This window comes from Microbacterium sp. NPDC080005 (assembly GCF_040702445.1).
Taxonomy (GTDB): domain Bacteria; phylum Actinomycetota; class Actinomycetes; order Actinomycetales; family Microbacteriaceae; genus Microbacterium; species Microbacterium oleivorans_D.
In genome coordinates, this window is record NZ_JBFBLD010000002.1 from 777798 (window position 1) to 795390 (window position 17593).

15 protein-coding genes are annotated in these 17593 nt (G+C 68.7%); 11 read left to right on the forward strand and 4 right to left on the reverse strand.

Annotated features, from left to right (window positions below):
* Nucleotides 1-12: 12 nt before the first annotated feature.
* A complete protein-coding gene (locus AB0259_RS10575; RefSeq protein WP_366221797.1) occupies nucleotides 13-1563 on the reverse strand; it encodes a cryptochrome/photolyase family protein in 1551 nt (516 codons plus the stop codon).
* 94 nt (nucleotides 1564-1657) lie between these two features.
* On the opposite strand from AB0259_RS10575, the gene AB0259_RS10580 reads away from it, so the two are divergent.
* Nucleotides 1658-2650, forward strand: a complete 993-nt coding sequence (locus AB0259_RS10580) for an alpha/beta hydrolase (RefSeq protein ID WP_366221795.1) — start codon at nucleotides 1658-1660, stop codon at nucleotides 2648-2650.
* A 1-nt stretch (nucleotide 2651) separates the two neighbouring features.
* Here the strand turns inward: AB0259_RS10580 and AB0259_RS10585 are convergent, their stop codons facing one another.
* Nucleotides 2652-3845 (reverse strand): ROK family protein, encoded by a 1194-nt coding sequence (locus AB0259_RS10585; RefSeq protein WP_366221793.1) that lies wholly within the window; start codon nucleotides 3843-3845, stop codon nucleotides 2652-2654.
* A gap of 127 nt (nucleotides 3846-3972) precedes the next feature.
* Here AB0259_RS10585 and AB0259_RS10590 point away from each other — a divergent pair, with 127 nt between their 5' ends.
* From AB0259_RS10590 to AB0259_RS10625, 8 genes are all read left to right on the forward strand, one after another.
* Nucleotides 3973-5277 (forward strand): ABC transporter substrate-binding protein, encoded by a 1305-nt coding sequence (locus tag AB0259_RS10590; RefSeq protein ID WP_366221791.1) that lies wholly within the window; start codon nucleotides 3973-3975, stop codon nucleotides 5275-5277.
* A complete protein-coding gene (locus tag AB0259_RS10595) occupies nucleotides 5274-6197 on the forward strand; it encodes a sugar ABC transporter permease (RefSeq protein WP_251577239.1) in 924 nt (307 codons plus the stop codon). The genes AB0259_RS10590 and AB0259_RS10595 overlap by 4 nt, the downstream gene beginning before the upstream one ends.
* Nucleotides 6197-7117 carry a carbohydrate ABC transporter permease gene (locus tag AB0259_RS10600; protein WP_253034655.1) on the forward strand — a complete coding sequence of 307 codons (921 nt, stop codon included), beginning with the start codon at nucleotides 6197-6199 and terminating at the stop codon, nucleotides 7115-7117. Before AB0259_RS10595 ends, AB0259_RS10600 begins: the two co-directional genes overlap by 1 nt.
* Before the next feature lie 39 nt (nucleotides 7118-7156).
* Nucleotides 7157-8839 (forward strand): glycoside hydrolase family 13 protein, encoded by a 1683-nt coding sequence (locus AB0259_RS10605; RefSeq protein ID WP_366222701.1) that lies wholly within the window; start codon nucleotides 7157-7159, stop codon nucleotides 8837-8839.
* A 76-nt stretch (nucleotides 8840-8915) separates the two neighbouring features.
* Nucleotides 8916-9713 (forward strand): DNA-formamidopyrimidine glycosylase family protein, encoded by a 798-nt coding sequence (locus AB0259_RS10610; RefSeq protein WP_366221789.1) that lies wholly within the window; start codon nucleotides 8916-8918, stop codon nucleotides 9711-9713.
* 49 nt (nucleotides 9714-9762) lie between these two features.
* Nucleotides 9763-10413 carry a GNAT family N-acetyltransferase gene (locus AB0259_RS10615; protein WP_311286441.1) on the forward strand — a complete coding sequence of 217 codons (651 nt, stop codon included), beginning with the start codon at nucleotides 9763-9765 and terminating at the stop codon, nucleotides 10411-10413.
* A gap of 62 nt (nucleotides 10414-10475) precedes the next feature.
* Nucleotides 10476-10850, forward strand: coding sequence for a DUF2256 and DUF3253 domain-containing protein (locus tag AB0259_RS10620; RefSeq protein ID WP_366221786.1), 375 nt, complete (start codon nucleotides 10476-10478; stop codon nucleotides 10848-10850).
* A gap of 1 nt (nucleotide 10851) precedes the next feature.
* A complete protein-coding gene (locus tag AB0259_RS10625; protein ID WP_251577229.1) occupies nucleotides 10852-11304 on the forward strand; it encodes an MSMEG_6728 family protein in 453 nt (150 codons plus the stop codon).
* A 1-nt stretch (nucleotide 11305) separates the two neighbouring features.
* Here the strand turns inward: AB0259_RS10625 and AB0259_RS10630 are convergent, their stop codons facing one another.
* Both AB0259_RS10630 and AB0259_RS10635 read right to left on the reverse strand, forming a co-directional pair.
* A complete protein-coding gene (locus AB0259_RS10630; RefSeq protein WP_366221784.1) occupies nucleotides 11306-12220 on the reverse strand; it encodes a nucleoside hydrolase in 915 nt (304 codons plus the stop codon).
* On the reverse strand, nucleotides 12217-14688 hold the full coding sequence (locus tag AB0259_RS10635; protein ID WP_366221782.1) for a glycoside hydrolase family 2 protein: 2472 nt from the start codon (nucleotides 14686-14688) through the stop codon (nucleotides 12217-12219). The genes AB0259_RS10630 and AB0259_RS10635 overlap by 4 nt, the downstream gene beginning before the upstream one ends.
* A gap of 221 nt (nucleotides 14689-14909) precedes the next feature.
* On the opposite strand from AB0259_RS10635, the gene AB0259_RS10640 reads away from it, so the two are divergent.
* Complete coding sequence (locus AB0259_RS10640; protein WP_366221780.1) at nucleotides 14910-16598, forward strand: ABC transporter substrate-binding protein; 1689 nt, start codon at nucleotides 14910-14912, stop codon at nucleotides 16596-16598.
* Nucleotides 16595-17584, forward strand: coding sequence for an ABC transporter permease (locus tag AB0259_RS10645; protein ID WP_366221778.1), 990 nt, complete (start codon nucleotides 16595-16597; stop codon nucleotides 17582-17584). The genes AB0259_RS10640 and AB0259_RS10645 overlap by 4 nt, the downstream gene beginning before the upstream one ends.
* Nucleotides 17585-17593: the final 9 nt, after the last annotated feature.

Here is a 17593-nt window from a genome sequence, read left to right on the forward strand (position 1 = left end):
TTCTCTCCTTCGTCAGTCGTGCGGCACGGGGATGTCGCCGGCACGGATCGCGTCCGCGCGCTGCCGGATGGCCGAGACCTCGTCGTCGTCCAGCCGCGCCACGTTCTTCACCTGCAGCGACATGCGGTGGTTGGCGGCGAGCGGCTCCTCGTGTCGGATCAGGTAGTCCCAATAGAGGGTCGTGAACGGGCAGGCGTCCTCGCCGATGCGCTTCGCCGGGTCGAACGGACAGGTCTTGCAGTACGGACTCATGCGGTCGATGTACTTGCCGGTCGCGGCATACGGCTTGCTGCCCATCAGCCCGCCGTCGGCGTACTGGCTCATCCCGAGGGTGTTCGGCAGCTCGGCCCACTCGACCGCGTCGACGTAGACCGAGAGGTACCAGGCGTGCACTTCCTGGGGATCGACGCCGACGAGCATGGCGTACAGCCCCGTTATCATGAGCCGCTGGATGTGGTGCGCGTAGCCGTTCTCCAACGTCGTGCCGATGGCGTCCTTCAGACACGCCATGGGTGTGTCGCCCGTCCAGTAGAAGTCGGGAAGCGGCTCGAACGCCTCGAATGCATTCCGATTCAGGTATCCGGGCATCTGGGTCCAATAGATCCCGCGAACGTACTCCCTCCAGCCCAGGATCTGGCGGATGAACCCTTCGGTCGACGCGAGCGGTGCCTTCTTGGCGCGATAGGCCGCCTCGGCCGCGGCGACGACCTCGCGGGGCGTGAGCATTTTCAGGTTCATGGACGACGAGAGGTGCGCGTGCCACAGCCACGGCTCGCCCGGCCACATCGCGTCCTGCGTCTCGCCGAATCCGGGCAGCCGCTCCTCGATGAACAGATCGAGTGCCTCGAGTGCCTGCGCCCGGGTGACCGGCCAGGCGAAGGAGCCGAGCGAACCGGGGTGGTCGCTGAATCGCTTCTCGACCAGAGCGATGACCTCGCGCGTGATCTCGTCCGGTTCGAATCGCGCGCGCGGCGGGACGAGCCCCGGCCCCTGCTTCGGGAACGCCTTGCGATTGTCGGCGTCGTAGTTCCACTGCCCGCCGAGAGGCTGTCCGCGGGTGGTCATCAAGACGTCGTGCTTCTTGCGCATCTCGCGGTAGAAGTACTCCATCCGCAGCGACTTCCGCCCTTGGGCGTGCTCGGCGAACTCCGCGACGGTGCTGAAGAAGTGACGATCCTCGCGGACCTCGAGCGGGATGCCGCCGGTCTCGGCCACCTCCCGCAGGGCTTCGCGGACACGCCACTCACCCGGCTCCGCCACGACGAGCCCCTCGGGCTTCAGCTTCTTCAGATCGGCGGCGAGCTGGTCGGCGAGAGACCCCTTCGTCCCGCGGGAGTCGAGCTTCGCGTAGTGGAGGGGGCGCCCGGCATCCGTCAGCTCTGCGGCGAAGTGTCGCATGGCAGCGAGGAAGACGGCGGTGCGCTGCTTCGTGCTCCATACGTGCTCGGATTCCTCGGTGACCTCGGCCATCCACACGGCATCCAGCCCGGGTTCGAAGTCGTCGAAGGCGCTCGACTCGTGATCGAGCTGATCGCCCAGCACGATGACGAGGTTTCGCAGCATGGCGTCAGCGTAGGAACGGCTCGGACCGATCCCCAGCGCTTGTGCGCGGTGGGGCCCTGCGCTAGCGGCCCACATGACCTGGCATCCTGGGGGCATGCCCGCGACCGAGGATGCCCCCGACGTCGACGTCGAGCACGTCGGCCACGGCGATCGCCGCACGCGCGTCACGCGTGTCGAGACGACGGCGGGCGCCGGCGGCCGGCCGTTCGTCCTCGTCGCAGGAGTGGGTGTCGCGGCGACGTACTTCGAGTTCCTCGCGCCCTCGCTCGCCGAGCACGGCGACGTGTTCGCCCTCGATCTGCCGGGGTTCGCCGGCATGCCGCGCCCCGGCGATCAGCCGACGGCCGAGTTCTTCGCCGACCGGGTCGAAGAGGTGCTCGACCATTACGGCCTCGACGACCCGGTGATCATCGGGCACTCGATGGGCACACAGGTGGTGACCGAGGTGCTGATCCGTCGACCGCAGCTGCGGCACGCCGTGCTCGTCAGCCCCGTCGTGAACGATCAGGAGTCGTCGCTGCCGATCGTCGCGCTGCGGTTCGCGCAGTCGGCCACCCGCGAGACGCTCCATCTCGCGATGACCGCGCTGTCGGCGTACGTCCTCTGCGGCTTCGTGTACTTCGTGCAGGTCCTCCCGCACATGCTGCGGTATCGGTTGATCGAGCGGATGCCGCGGGTCGAGGCATCCGTCCTGCTCATCCGCGGCGAGTTCGACGCGACGTCTCCGCGCCGCTTCCACTCGCGGCTCGTCGCCGTCGCTCCGCGCGCGCGGCGCTGGGAGATCCGGGGCGCGGCGCACTCGATCATCAACGCGCACGCGGTCGGCGCGGCCGATCTCATCGTGAAGCACGCGAACGATGCCCTCGCCCCGAAGGGGCGGATGCCGGCCGAGAGGGCCATCGTTCCGCCGCCACCGCACGCGGGCCTCGGGGTCGTGTGGAGCGCGATGCGCGAGCGTGCGTCGGAGTGGTGGTCCGCGGCCCGCGGCGACGAAGCGGGCGTCGAGCGCGCGAAGGAACGTCACGCCCGCATCCTCTGGCGCGCGTACACCCGCTCCGGTCAGGATCCCCGCCGCGGAGTGCGCTGACTCAGTCGGCTGCGCCCCACACGTCCAGCACCCGTTCGCGCGCCGAGGCCACGGCGGCGGCGACCGCCCCGATGACGACCACCTCACCGCCGAGGGTCGAGGCGACGAGCTCGGGGGCGGGCAGGTCGAGGTCGGTGGGCAGTGAGCGCCGGGCGGCGGCGACCACTTCGTCCACGCCGTCGGCGATCGCGCCCGACACGACGACGCGCTCGGGGTCGAACATGCTCCCCAGGACGCTGACGATGCGGGCGAGGGTCAGGCCCACCCGGTCGACGATGCGGCGTGCGTCGGCATCCCCCTGTGCGGCTATCCCCAGGACGGTCCGCGCATCCAGCGCCTCCAGCGCGACGCCGCGGAGGCCGGCGGTCGCCTCGCCGGAACGGACGAGCTCCCGCGCCAGGTCCGATGCGCGGGAGCCGAGGCCCTCGGCCCCGTGCACGCCGTCGACGTGGTCGAACGCGACCATCTCGCCGACGCCGCCGTGGCTGCCGCGCAGCAGGTGGCCGTCGACGACCACCCCGGCGCCCAGGCGCGACCCCGCCAGCAGGGCGATGTAATCGCGGCATCCGACCGCCGCGCCGACCGAGCCCTCCGCGACGGCGGCGAGTGACGCGTCGTTCTCGATCCGCACCACGGGTGCCCACGACAAAACGTCGACGAGGTCGGGGTTCATCCGTTCCCAGAAGCGGGTCGGATGCCGCGGCGACCGTCCCGTGCGATCGACCGGCGCCGGCACGCCGGCGCACACGGCCAGTACGTCGCTGCGCGAGAGGCCCGCGGCGGCGAGGGCGCGGTCGATCGTGTCGGAGACGACGGCGGCGCGGGCGGCGGCGTCGTCACGATCCATGACGAGGCGCGCGTCGGCATCCGCGATCTGCTTTCCCCGCAGGTCGGCGACGGCGACGGATAAGTGCTCGTGGCCCGCGTCGACACCGATGACGACGGCCGCGTCGTCGCGGAGCGCGAACCGACGGGCGGGTCGCCCTTTGCGGTAGTCCCCCGCGAGCCGAGCGTTCGGCAGTTCGCGCAAGAGGCCCCGCGCGACGAGCGCATCGGTCGCCTCGATCGTGGTGGAGCGCGTCAACCCCGTGGACTGCAGCGCTTCGGTCGCGGTGAACTCGGACGAGTCCCACGCGAAAGCGAGCACGGCGTCCTGGCTGGCCGGCCGTGCCGGGGAGGAGGCGAGTGTCGACATCGGAGTCTTGACCTTTCGGAATCCGCCCTGCAATATTGCCTGCATCGCATTGATTTGGCGACTAAATATAATCGCCGGATCTCTGCTCGAGTGAGAACTTCGTCCGCAACGACGCGATCGGATACACATGTCATCGACCACCACCCGCAGGCGGCGGGTTGCCGCCGCGCTCGCCGTGGCCGCCCTCGGCGGCGCCAGCCTGGCCGGCTGCTCCGCCGACGGCCGCGAGACCATCCGCTTCACCTTCAGCAAACGCGAGGCGCTGACGTTCATGCAGGACGTCGTGAAGGAGTACAACGCCTCGCAGGATGCCGTCACCGTCGAGATGGACACCTCGGGTGTGGACGTCGTCTCGGCGAGCTTCGTGCGTGGCAACCCGCCCGACATCATGCTGGCGAACTACAACTACGAAGTCGCCCGCTTCGTCCAGCGCTGCGCGCTCAGCGACCTCGGCGACACGGATGCCGCAGCCACCGTCCGCGACGATCTGCAGCCGCTCATGGAGCAGTACGGCAGCTGCGAGGGCCGCACGAGCGCACTGCCGTACTCCGTGATGGCCTCGTCGGTGATCTACAACACGCAGATCTTCGAGGAGAACGGGCTCGAGGTGCCCACGACGTGGGATGAGCTCATCGCCGTCTGCGACGCGCTCGAGGAGGCCGGCGTCACCCCGTTCTACGGCACGTTCAAGGATGACTGGACCGTCGCGCAGGGCTGGTACGACTACGCCATCGGCGGCTCGATCGACGTCATCGACTTCTTCGACGGCCTCGCCGCCGAGGGTGCCGACGTCGACGGCTCCTCCGAGGTCTCGTTCGAGAAGGACTTCACGGAGCCTGCCGAGAAGATGCTGCAGCTGGCCACCGAGTACACGAACGGGGATGCCGACAGCAGGGCATACGGCGACGGCAACCTCGCGTTCGGCGAGGGCGAGGCGGCGATGTACCTGCAGGGGCCGTGGGCGTTCAGCGAGATCGCGAAGACCGCGCCCGACGCGCCCCTCGGCACCTTCCCGCTCCCGATGACCGATGACCCGGACGACCGCGCGATCCGCGTGAACATGGACCTCGCCGCGATGATCCCCGACGCGTCGACGAAGAAGGACGCGGCGCGGGACTTCCTCGAGTACCTCTATCAGCCCGAGATCATCGAGGCCTACAACGAGTCCCAGCTCGGCTTCTCGCCGACGACGGATGCCGCGCCGCCCGAGGATCCGCGCGTCCAGGGGATGCAGGAGTTCTACGAAGCGGGGGCGATCTACCAGGGTCCGTCCGTGCTGGTGCCGAAGACGATCCCCGTCTTCGCCTACGCCCAGGCGCTGATGTTCGGTCAGGACCCGGCGCAGACGTTCGCCACCATGGACAATGACTGGTCGCGGCTCGCGTTCCGCCAGCCCGTCCTCACCGACGAGGCTGAGGAGGCCGCGCGATGACCACCACGACGGGGTCGACGACGACCCTCCTGACGCAGGGCGACCGCACGCGTCGACGCAGCAGCAAGCGCGTCGAACCGATCTACTATCTGTTCCTCTTGCCGACCGTGCTGCTGTTCACCCTGGCGATCACCGTCCCGGGCATCATCGGCATCTTCTTCAGCCTGACCGACTCCATCGGGCTGGGGGAGTGGAACTTCATCGGTTTCACGAACTACGTCGCGCTGTTCAGCGACCCGGCGATCCTGCAGAGCTACCTCTTCACCGCCGGCTTCGCGGTGGCGACGGTGATCGTCGTGAACATCGCGGCGTTCCTGCTGGCGGTCGGGCTGACCTCCCGCATCCGGTTCAAGACGGGCCTCCGGACGATCTTCGTGATCCCCATGGTCATCTCGGGCATCATCATCGCCTACGTCTTCAACTTCCTGTTCTCGAACTCGCTGCCTTCGGCAGGGTCATCGCTCGGGGTTCCGTGGCTGCAGGAGAGTCTGCTCGCGAACCCCGACCTCGCGTGGATCGCGATCGTCATCGTCACCGCGTGGCAGGCGATCCCCGGCACACTCCTCATCTACATCGCCGGGCTCCTGTCCGTGCCGGGAGATGTGTACGAGGCGGCAGACATCGACGGCGCCTCGAAGCGCCAGCAGCTCCTGCGCATCACCGTGCCCCTCGTCGCCGGCTACGTCGTCATCAACGTGATCCTGGGATTCAAGGGCTTCCTGAACGCCTACGACATCATCGTCGGCCTCACCGGCGGCGGTCCCGGAACGGCCACCCGCAGCGTCGCGATGACCATCATCGCGGGCTTCAACGGAGGCGACTACGCCTACCAGATGGCCAACGCGACGATCTTCTTCATCGTCGCGGTCCTCATCTCTCTCCTGCAGCTCTCGCTCACGCGGGGAAGGAACAAGGTCTGATGTCCACCACGCAGCCCGCGCTCGCCTTCGAACAGGCTGACGCCGTCACCGCCCCCGACCGCCCCACCGAGCCGCCGCGCCGTCGCCGGAAGACGGGCGCCGAACGGCCCAACTGGTCGGGGACCGTCATCCTCTTCCTCTGCTCCGTCACCGTGCTCCTGCCGCTCTACGTCACCATCTCGATGTCGCTCAAGACGACCGGGCAGGCCGTCGACGGCAACGCCTTCTCGCTCCCCGCGCCGTTCAGCTTCGACGGGTTCGTGCAGGCGTGGAACCTCACGCAGTTCCCCGTCGGCGCCGCGATCTCGTTCTTCGTGACCGCGGGCACGGTGGTGGCGACCATCATCCTGGCCGCGTTCGCCTCGTACGCGATCGTGCGCAACTGGGACCGCAAGCTCTTCCGCTACTCGTTCTTCTACCTGCTCGCGGCGATGTTCATCCCGTTCCCGGTGGTCGCGCTGCCGCAGATCCAGCTGACCGGGCGGCTCGGGCTCGACAACCCCGTGGGTGTCATCCTGCTCGCGACGATGTTCCAGCTGAGCTTCAGCGTGCTGCTGTTCACCGCGTTCCTGCGCTCGATCCCGCTCGAGCTCGAGGAGAGCGCGCGCATCGACGGCGCGACGACGTGGCAGACCTTCTGGAAGCTGATCTTCCCGCTGCTCGCCCCGATGAGCGCGACGGTCGGCATCTTCGCCTTCCTCTACGCCTGGAACGACTTCATGCTGCCGTCGCTCATCATCTCGGACCCGTCGATGCAGACGCTGCCCGTGCGGCAGAACCTGTTCCAGACGCAGTTCAGCAACAACTACAACGTCGCCTTCGCGTCGTACCTCATGGCCATGGCCCCCGCGATCCTCGCCTACCTCTTCACCCAGCGCTGGGTGATGGAAGGCGTGACGCAGGGCGCCGTCAAGGGCTGATCGACCACCGACCCCGAAAGGACCCCCGTGACCTCCGACGTGCAGACCGCGCCCGAGACCACCGATCTGACCGACGCCGAACTGCCCGAATGGTGGCGGCAGGCGGTCGTCTACCAGGTGTACCCCCGCAGCTTCGCGGATGCCGACGGCGACGGCATCGGCGACCTGCGCGGCATCCGCTCCCGTGTGCCCTACCTGAAGGAACTCGGTGTCGACGCCATCTGGATGAGCCCGTTCTACCCGTCCGAGCTCGCCGACGGCGGCTACGACGTGGCGGACTACCGTGACGTCGACCCGCGCCTGGGCACGCTCGACGACGCGGACGCGTTGATCGCCGCGCTGCACGAGGTGGGGATCAAGGTCGTCATCGACATCGTGCCGAACCACACGTCCGACCAGCACGCGTGGTTCCAGGAGGCGCTCGCGTCGGAGCGCGGATCGGCAGCCCGGGCGCGCTACATCTTCCGCGACGGGAAGGGCGAGAACGGCGAGGAGCCGCCCGCCGACTGGCAGTCCGTGTTCGGCGGACCGGCCTGGGAGCCCGTGGGCGACGGCCAGTGGTACTTCCACAACTTCGCCGTCGAGCAGCCCGACCTCGACTGGTTGAACCCGGAGGTGCGCGCCGACTTCGTGCGCACGCTGCGCTTCTGGTCGGACCGGGGCGTCGACGGGTTCCGCATCGACGTCGCGCACATGCTGACGAAGGACCTCCCGGAGGAGCTGCCGACGCAGGCGGAGCTCGACGCGATGCCGCGGGACGGGCAGCATCCGATGATCGACCGTGACGACGTGCACGAGGTGTACGCCGAGTGGCGAGCGGTGTTCAACTCGTACGACCCGCCACGCACCGCCGTCGCCGAAGCGTGGGTCGATCCGTCGCGCATCCCGCTGTACGCGAGCGCCGAGAGCCTGGGCCAGGCGTTCAACTTCGACCTGCTCGAGGCCGACTTCGACGCCGGCCAGTTCCAGCGGATCGTCGCCGACAACCTTGCGCTCGCCGCCTCGTCGGGGTCGTCGACGACGTGGGTGCTGTCGAACCACGACGTCGTCCGGCATGCGACGCGGTACGGGCTGCCGCATCCTGAGCGGGATGCCTCGGGTCGCCCCTCGCGCAAGCACGGCAACGCGTGGCTGCTCTCGGGTGGTGCTGAGCCGGCGCTCGACGCCGAGGCAGGGCTGCGGCGTGCGCGCGCGGCGAGCACGTTCGTGCTGGGACTCCCGGGCTCGGCCTACGTCTACCAGGGTGAGGAGCTCGGGCTGCAGGAGGTCGCGGACATCCCCGAGGACGAACGGCAGGACCCGACCTTCTTCCGCAGCCCCGGTGAGGACATGGGTCGCGACGGATGCCGGGTGCCGATCCCCTGGACCGCATCCGGCTCGTCGTTCGGCTTCGGTGAGGGCGGATCGCACCTGCCGCAGCCCCGGTGGTTCGGCGCGGTGTCGGTCGAGGCGCAGGACGACGACCCGGCGTCGACCCTGAACCTGTACCGCCGGGCGCTGGAGCTGCGGCACGAGTTGCAGACGGCCGAGGCGCTCACCTGGCTCGAGACCGGCCGCGACGACGTCCTCGCCTTCGCCCGTCCGAACGGCTGGACCGTCGTCACGAACTTCGGGGACGAGCCGGCCGAGGTGCCGGCGGGGGAGATCCTGCTCGCAAGCGCCGAGCTCTCGGGCGACCGGCTGCCCGGGGCGACCACGGTCTGGCTGCGCGCGGCGCGCTGACCCGCTCCCGCGGGGTCCGCAAGCCGGCGACGGACGGTTGCGGATCCCGCTACGGTCGTCCGACGGAGGTGAGCGGATGCCGGAGGGCGACAGTGTGTTCCGGCTGCGGCAGCGGCTGGCCGCGGCATCCGCCGGTCACACGATCGCGTCAGGTGAGTTGCGCTCAGGCGGCGCGGCGGGTACGCCGCTCGCCGGTGCCCGGATCGTCGGTTACGACACCCACGGCAAGCACCTGCTGACCCGGTTCGACACGGGGCACACGCTGCACACGCACCTGCGGATGCGGGGGAGTTGGACGGTCACGCGCCCGGGTCGCCGCATCCCCTCGCGCGAGGAGCATCGTGTGCGCGTGCGGATGCGTCTCGACGACGGATCGACGCTCTGGGGCGTCGATCTGCCGGTGGTCGAGCTCGTGGCGACGGCGGACGAGGGCGGGCTGCTCGCGTACCTCGGTCCGGATCCGCTGCGCGAGGACTGGGATGCCGCCGAGGCGGTGCGCCGGCTCGCCTCACGGCCCGAGCGTCCTCTCGTCGCGGCTCTCCTCGACCAGCGCAACCTGGCAGGGCTCGGCAACCTGTGGGTCAACGAGACCGCGTTCCTCTCCGGCGCGCATCCGTTCGCCCCGATCGGATCGGTCGACCTCGCACCGCTCGTCGAGAGGGCGGCGCGGATGCTGCGGATCTCGGCGACCGTGCCGGGGATGTACCAGGTGACCACCGGGTCGACGCGGAAGGGCGACTCCCACTGGGTCGTCGGCCGCGCGGGTCGACCGTGCCTGCGGTGCGGCACCCGCATTCTGGTCCGGGACGAGGTCGCGGACGACCCCGAGCGTCGCCGCACCTGGTGGTGCCCGCGCTGCCAGCCCGAGGTGTGAGGCCGTCATGTGAAGGCGCGCCGGCCGCCGAGACAGGTAGGGTCCCGGCATGGAACTCGAGGAGATCTGGCCGCTGTTCGAACTCTCGATCGGCACGCCGAATCTGACCCTGCGCCCCGTCCGTGACGTCGACCTGCCGGGATTGGTTCAGGCGGCGGCGGACGGGGTGCACGACCCGGAGCGAATGCCGTTCGGCGTCCCCTGGACCGATGCGGATCCCGCTGATCTTCCCCGGAACCTGGCCGAGTACCAATGGAGTCTTCGCACCAGAGTGAACCCTGCACACTGGACAGTCGCGTTCGCCGTCCACGCGAACGGCCGTGTTGTGGGTTCGCAAGACCTGTCTGCGTATACCTTCGCCGACCGGCGAACCGTCAACACGGGCTCCTGGCTCACCAGGTCTGCTCAGGGCCGGGGCTGGGGAACCGAGATGCGGGCGGCGCTGCTGATGTTCGCGTTCGACGTTCTCGGGGCGGAATGGGCGGAATCCAGCGCAGCGTCCTGGAACGAGGCGTCCCTCGCCGTGTCCCGCAAGCTCGGGTACGAACTCAACGGCGTGACGCGCGTCGTCCCTCGGCAGGGTGAGCCCGTAGATGAACAGCGGGTTCGGTTGCATCGGGACGCCTTCATCCGACCTGACTGGTCCATCGCCGTCTCCGGCGCGGAGTCCGTCCGCGCCCATCTCGGCGTCCTGACCTGACAGGCGGAACTCGGACGGCGCAACCCCTTCGCACCCGCCGCCGCGCCACGTAGCGTCGCGGCATGGCTTCCACCCCGGCACCCAAGACGTGCGCCTCGTGCGGGCGCGAGATCCAGTGGCGCAAGAAGTGGGAGAAGAACTGGGACGACGTGAAGTACTGCTCCGACGCGTGCCGGAAGCGCGGCATCCGTCCCGTCGACGAGAAGCTCACGCGAGCGATCGTCGAGCTGCTGGACGCGCGGGCGGCGTCGGCGACCATCTGCCCGTCCGAAGCGGCCAGGGCGGTCGGCGGCGAGGACTGGCGCGACCTCATGGAACCCGCTCGCCGCGCCGCGAGGCGCCTGGTCGCGGCGGGAGAGGTGGAGATCACCCAGCGCGGGCAGGTCGTCGACCCGTCGACCGCGAAGGGCCCCATTCGCATCCGGAAGGTGCGCTGACGTGCAGACCTTCGTCCCCTATGCCGACCTCGCCCGCGGCATGGCCGCGCTCGATACGAAGCGCCTCGGCAAGCAGCGCGTCGAGACCTTGCAGGTGATGCGGGCGCTGACCATTCCGGACTACGGCTGGCGCCACCACCCTGCGGTCGCGATGTGGCGCGGCCACCGCGCCGCGCTCATGGTCTACCAGGACCTCACGGTCGACGAGTGGGTGCGCCGCGGCTTCGCCGACACGACGCGTCAGTCCACACTCGCCACCCTCGACGAGATTCCCGAGGACGGGGCCGAGTACCGGTCCGGGACCGTGCGGATGCCGGGATGGTTCGGCCGCGAGGACGTCCACCGCTCGCACCGGTCCAACCTGCTGCGCAAAGACCTCGAGTACTACCGCGCGCAGGGTTTCGACGATCCCGACGACCTGCCCTACGTGTGGCCGAAAACCGACACCGAGTGATTCAGGCGGAGGCCGCGCGCTCAGCCGTCGGCGGGCGACCCTCGGCGAACGCGGCGAGCTTGGCGAGGAAGTCTTCGATCAGATACCTCGTGTCGACTCTCTCGCAGACCCGGACGTCGGGTCCGCGGGAGTGCCCGATCGCCGGCGTCATCTCCGCGGCAGCGGTGAAGCGCGTGCGAGGGCGCCGTCGCCACACCGCCCCGAAAGGGTTCAGCGTCACCGAGATGGCCGGTGAGTCGCCGAGTGAGCGGAAGTCCGCCGCGCGGCCGACGTTGTACCGGCGCACCGTCTCGGCGAGGTACGCGCCCAGCTCTCCCTGCGGGCGGACCCGTCGGTCGAGCTCGGCCTGACCGACGCCGACGTGCGTGTAGACCGGCATCGGCACCTGCCAGAGCTCGACGCCCGATGCGAAGACCACGTTCGCGGCGGCGACGTCGTTGATCAGGTTGAACTCGGGGCCGTAGACGGCCTCCACGCCGTCGTAGGGCGGACCGCCGATCCACACCACGGTGACCTCGCGCTCGACGAAACCAGGGTCGGCGAGGATCGCGGAGGCGACATCCGTCAACGGACCGAGCACGCACACCGTCAAAGGACCGGCGACGCTCGCCTCGCGCAGCAGAGCGGATGCCGCCGACTCGTGCGCCGTCGACTCGTCGACGAGCGCGCGGTCAGCGCCGTCGGCGACCACGACGTCGTCGCGTCCGAGGAGCGCGAGCAGCCGGTCGACCTCGGCTCGGCTCGCCTGCAGCGATCCGGGTCGCCCGAAGTGCGCGGGCGCGACACCGACGACATCGAGGACCGGCGACAGCAGCGCATGGACGATCGCGAACTGGTCGTCCGCCTCGTTCGCCGCATCCGTGCTGACGACGACTCTCTTGCGAGGTGTGGTCGGGTCATCGCCCTGCGCACTCATGCCGCAGCCGTCCGGGCGCGCACCACGAGATCGTTGGCCGAGCGCAGGACCCGATCCCCGAGGAAGGCCTCGGGGTCCACTCCCTCCGGGGCGGTCACTCGGAAGACGTGCTCCTCACCTGCAAGGAGGGTGACCATGCTCGAGTCGACTCGGGCTGAGGAATCCACTCGGTCCGCGAGGAGGGTGATGTCCTTCGTCAGCTCCCGGGCCGTGACGGTCACCTCGTAACCGCCCGGTACGGCGCGAGCTCGAGCGTCGAGCGCGTCGCCGAGACCTAGCCCGGTGTCGTCGGCGAAGAACCACAGCGCGCGCTCGCCGGTCGAGGAGCGGGCCACGAGCACCTCCCGCGCGGGGTCGCCGGGAGTGGCCAGCAGCGGATCCACGGCAACGGAGCCTGCGGACCGAGCGGCCACGACGAGATCCACGATCGAAGACTCGAGGACCTCCCCGTCGAGGGTTTCGCGGCGCAGCTCGAGGGTGCCGTCGGCGGCGCCATCGGTGTCGTTGTGGAACACCACCCGCAGCCCCTGGCCCTCCAGCGAGGGTTGGACGGTCAGCAGCCGCGGCGCCGAGACTCGTCGCAACTCGTACCAGAGCGGTTTGCGATGGCGGTGCCCGTCGACGGCTGCCCAGGACACCACGGGCCAGCAGTCATTGAGCTGCCACATGATCCACCCGCGATTCAAGGGGAACAGCGAACGGAACCACTCGATGCCGAACGCGACGGCCCGTGCCTGATTCAGCTGCATCGTCCAGTGCCAGTCGTCGTAGTCTCCGGGCTCCGGCAGGTGCGAACCGAGTCCGCGCTCGAGCTTGACGTTGCCCTGATCGGCCTTCTGATGCGCGAGCATCTCGGCACCGAATGCGCTGCGCGGCTCGTCTCGCACCACGCTCTCGAGAGTGGAGAACGCCGGCGGTCCCTGATACCCGAACTCCGACACGAAGCGGGGGCGGTGGGTGCGGTAGGCGTCGTAGTCACGGGCGTTCCACACGTCCCAGATGTGCATGGTGCCGTGCGCGGCGTCGTTGGGATGCGCGTAGCGGCTGAACGAGAACGGGCTGCCCTCCGAGTAGAAGGTCGTCGGTGCCAGCTCGGCCACGATGCGGGGGAAGAGGTCCGTGTAGTAGCCCTCGCCCCACGTCCGCTCCCCCAGGCGCGGACGCCACTTCCAGTCCACGTAGCCCCAGATGTTCTCGTTGCCGCCGTTCCAGATGATCAGACTCGGGTGACTCGTCAGTCGGGTGACCGCCTCGCGGGCCTCGGCCTCGAACTCGTCCCAGAGCTCGCCATCCTCCGAGTACGCCGCGCAGGCGAGGAGGAAGTCCTGCCAGACCAGCACGCCCTCGCGGTCGCAGATGTCGTAGAAGTCGTCGCTCTCGTAGAGCCCGCCGCCCCAGACGCGGAGAAGGTTCATACCCGCATCGGTGGCGTCAGCGATCGATGCAGCCAGGCTCTCCCGGGTGATGCGGGTGACGAAGACGTCATCGGGGATCCAGTTCGCGCCATGGACGTAGATGTCTCGACCGTTCACGCGGACGGTGAAGGGGCTCCCATCCTGGTCGGGCGCGAGGTCCACATCGACGCTGCGGAAACCGATGGAGCGTGACGATCGGGTGTGCTCCTCGTCGCCCCCGTCGACCGTGACCACCAGCTCGTAGAGATTCGCGTCCCCGTAGCCGCGCGGCCACCACGGGTCAGCCCCTGGGACATCGAGCGATACGGCAAGCGGACGGCCGCGGCGGGCCGTCGTCTGCGCGGACGCTCCCGCCACCGACACGACGACCGCGGCTTCGTCGCGGGTGTCGTCCTCCCATTCGAGCTCGACGTGCACGTCGACGTGCGGGATCCCGTCGACGAGATCGACCACGGGACGGATCGACGCGATGCGCACGCCGGACCACTCCTCGATGCCCAGCGGGCGCCAGACGCCGGACGTGGCGAAGTCCGGCCCCCAATCCCATCCGAAGTTGCAGGCGCTCTTGCGGATCGCGTTGAACGGGTGGACGTAGGCGTGCGGGCGCGCGCCGAGCACCGCCTCGCGTTCCCGTGCCCACTCCACCGGAGATCGGAAGTCGACCTCGATGTCGTTGCGGCCGCGGCGGAGCACGTCGGCCAGATCGACGCGGTGGCTGCGATGCTGGTTCGCCGCCTCGAGCACCACCTGGCCGTTCACCCGCACCGTCGCCACCGTGTCGAGTCCTCCGACGACGAGGTCGACACGCGAGTCGTCCGCCGACGGCGTCCACGTGAATTCGGAGCGATACCGCCAATCCGACTCTCCGATCCAGGCGAGCTCGGCTTCCTGGTCGCCGATGAAGGGATCGCCGAGCAATCCGGCCGCCATGAGGTCGGTGTGCACGACGCCCGGCACCGTAGCCGGGATGCCGCCGTCGACGGCGGCACAGTGCTCCGGGCGATCGCCGCGGAGCAGCGTCAGCGTCCAGCCTGAGTCGAGCGGATGGTACATGGGTCGTCCTCTCGGAAGTGGGTTCTCTCTTGAACCAACTGAATTAAGCCGACGCGCGAGATCTGAGGCGCGGATTGTCGGGGGACTGCTTCTGATTTCAGGTGTTGCGAGGTAGCGGACGATCCGATCAGCGTCGAAAGGATGCGGCTCTTGCACGCCCGTCGGAGAAACCTTATAAAGGAACTTAAATTGTCCGCAACAGGGCGGAGAGAGGAACGACGATGTTTCTGAGCAGCACCAGTAGGAGGGCGCGCGCCGGTCGTGCGGCCGCCACCCTCGCGGCGGCCACAGGGCTGCTGCTATCCGTGAGCGCCTGCCAGGCGGGCGATCGCCGCGACGAGGGCGGCATCACGGTGTCGACCGGGATCATCGGCGACATCACGCGCAACTTCAATCCCTTCTCACCCTCCGTGCTCCAGCCGACGCTCGGGGTCATCTACGAGCCGCTGTTCTTCTACAATCCGTTGAGCACGACCGGGGAGCCGGTGCCCATGCTCGGCACGGAGTTCTCGTGGAACGAGGACGGCACCGAGCTCACGATCGCCGTGCGTGACGGCGTCACCTTCACCGACGGCGAGCCGCTCACCGCCGCCGACGTCGAGTACACCTTCGACCTCCTCGCCGACACCCCCGAGATCAACGCGATCGGTTACACGGGCGACGCCACCGCGACGGATGACTCGACGGTGGTGGTCACCTTCCCCGAGTCCTCCCTGCCGCTCGGACCCGACCTGCTGGGGCGCACATCCATCCTGCCCGAGCACATCTGGGGTGAGATCGACGACGTCGTGAACACGATCAACGAGGACCCGGTGGGAACCGGGCCCTTCAAGCTGAAGACGTTCACTCCGCAGAGCTTCGTACTCGAGGCCAACTCCGACTACTGGCAGGACGGGAAGCCGGGCCTGCAGACCCTGCGTTTCGTGTCGTTCGCGAGTGGCGACTCGGCGACGACGGCACTCCTCGACGGCCAGCTCGACTGGAACACGGGGCAGCTGCCCGACTTCGACGATGACGTCGAGGCCGATCCCGACCTGAACCAGATCGACACCCCGGTGAACCAGACGGCCTTCATCGCGTGCGCTGACGCCGACCGCGGCTGCACCGGGCCTCAGACCGACCCTGCCGTGCGACTGGCCATCAACTACGGCATCGACCGCGATGAGATCATCGACATCGCGTTCGAAGGCAAGGGCGGTGCAGTCTCGCCCGCGCTGCTGCTGGTCGACAGCCAGGCCGACCAGATCGCCCCCGACCTGCCGGAGGAGACCCCCGCGAACGCCGACCAGGCGCGCGCGACCGAGATCCTCGAGGCCGCCGGCTGGGAACGGGGTTCGGACGGCTTCTACGCCAAGGACGGCGAGCGGTTGTCGGTGAAGGTGCAGGTGCCGCAGGAATGGACGAGCTACATCACCGCGATCCAGATCGCGCAGCAGCAGCTCGCCGAGGTCGGCATCGACCTGTCCGCCGAACAGCTGCCGGGGAACCAGTACAGCGAGAACCGCTTCACGGGTGACTTCCAGTTCACGATGGACGGGGTCTACCAGGGACCGGCTCCGGATCCGTACTACGTCTACAACACCTACCTCACGAGTGCGGGGACCGCGGACGTCGGGGAGACGGCCAACAGCAACTACTCGCGCTTCAGCGACCCGGAGGTCGACGAACTGGTCGAGAAGGCCCGCGTCTCCCTCGACGACGCAGAGAAGACCGCCATCTACGCACGGATCCAGACCATCGCCGCTTCTGCGATGCCCTACATCCCCGTGCTCGTCGTCCCGACGGTGACCTATTACCGCACAGAAGACGCCGTCGGGTGGCCCGAGGAGGGCAACCTGTACGCGTTCCCCGCATCCTGGTCGGTCTGGAACATGGGCGTCGTGGCGGCGAACCTGACTCCGGCGCAATGAGGTACTACCTTCGCAAGCTCGCGTTCTACCTCGTCGCCTTCTGGGCGGCGCTGACGCTGAACTTCTTCCTCCCCCGTCTCATGCCCGGCAACCCTGTCGACAATCTGTTGTTGAAGCTGTCGCAGAAGGGGCCCGTGAGTCCGGAGACGCGTCAGAGTGTGGAACTGATGCTCGGGCAGGACCCGTCGCAGAGCCTGTGGAGCGCGTACGTCGGTTACATCGGGCAGGTCTTCTCCGGTGACTTCGGTCCGTCCCTGGCGTACTTCCCGACGCCTGTGGCGGATGTCATCGGGCAGGCCCTGCCCTGGACCATCGCCCTGGTGGGGGTGTCGACGCTGCTGTCGTTCGTCTTCGGCATCATCCTCGGCACCCTCGCAGGGTGGAAGCGGGGGTCGTGGCTCGACTCCTTCATCCCCGTGACCACGATGTTCCAGGCGATCCCGTACTTCTGGCTGGCCATCATCCTGCTGTTCTTCCTGGCCGCCACCTGGCGGGTGTTCCCCACCTTTGGGGGCTACGACATCTACGCGACCCAGCCGGAGCTGTCGTGGACCTTCGTCTCGAGCGCGGTGTACTACGCGATCCTCCCCGCGTTGACGATCATCATCTCGTCCATCGGCGGGTGGATCCTCGGCATGCGCAACATGATGGTCGCGACGCTCTCGGAGGATTACATCGTCACGGCGGAGGCGAAGGGGCTGTCACCCGTCCGCATCCGTCAGAGCTACGCAGCCCGGAACGCCATGCTGCCGTCGGTGGCGGGATTCGCACTGTCGCTCGGCTTCGTGGTGTCGGGGTCGATCGTCACCGAGCAGGTGTTCTCGTACCCCGGCATCGGCTATGCGCTGCTGCAGGCGACGCAGAACAACGACTACTCCCTCATGCAGGGGCTCTTCCTCGTCATCACTCTCGCCGTCCTGGGCGCCAACCTCCTGGTCGACCTCTTCTACGGGCTGATCGACCCGCGCACCCGCTCGGCGCGCTGACCCTCGGAA

Excerpts from the sequence above, each read along its gene's own strand:
- AB0259_RS10575 (WP_366221797.1), bottom strand. The coding sequence starts at position 1,563 with ATGCTGCGAAACCTCGTCATCGTGCTGGGCGATCAGCTCGATCACGAG.
- AB0259_RS10580 (WP_366221795.1), top strand. The coding sequence starts at position 1,658 with ATGCCCGCGACCGAGGATGCCCCCGACGTCGACGTCGAGCACGTCGGC.
- AB0259_RS10585 (WP_366221793.1), bottom strand. The coding sequence starts at position 3,845 with ATGTCGACACTCGCCTCCTCCCCGGCACGGCCGGCCAGCCAGGACGCC.
- AB0259_RS10590 (WP_366221791.1), top strand. The coding sequence starts at position 3,973 with ATGTCATCGACCACCACCCGCAGGCGGCGGGTTGCCGCCGCGCTCGCC.
- AB0259_RS10595 (WP_251577239.1), top strand. The coding sequence starts at position 5,274 with ATGACCACCACGACGGGGTCGACGACGACCCTCCTGACGCAGGGCGAC.
- AB0259_RS10600 (WP_253034655.1), top strand. The coding sequence starts at position 6,197 with ATGTCCACCACGCAGCCCGCGCTCGCCTTCGAACAGGCTGACGCCGTC.
- AB0259_RS10610 (WP_366221789.1), top strand. The coding sequence starts at position 8,916 with ATGCCGGAGGGCGACAGTGTGTTCCGGCTGCGGCAGCGGCTGGCCGCG.
- AB0259_RS10615 (WP_311286441.1), top strand. The coding sequence starts at position 9,763 with ATGGAACTCGAGGAGATCTGGCCGCTGTTCGAACTCTCGATCGGCACG.
- AB0259_RS10620 (WP_366221786.1), top strand. The coding sequence starts at position 10,476 with ATGGCTTCCACCCCGGCACCCAAGACGTGCGCCTCGTGCGGGCGCGAG.
- AB0259_RS10630 (WP_366221784.1), bottom strand. The coding sequence starts at position 12,220 with ATGAGTGCGCAGGGCGATGACCCGACCACACCTCGCAAGAGAGTCGTC.
- AB0259_RS10635 (WP_366221782.1), bottom strand. The coding sequence starts at position 14,688 with ATGTACCATCCGCTCGACTCAGGCTGGACGCTGACGCTGCTCCGCGGC.
- AB0259_RS10640 (WP_366221780.1), top strand. The coding sequence starts at position 14,910 with ATGTTTCTGAGCAGCACCAGTAGGAGGGCGCGCGCCGGTCGTGCGGCC.
- AB0259_RS10645 (WP_366221778.1), top strand. The coding sequence starts at position 16,595 with ATGAGGTACTACCTTCGCAAGCTCGCGTTCTACCTCGTCGCCTTCTGG.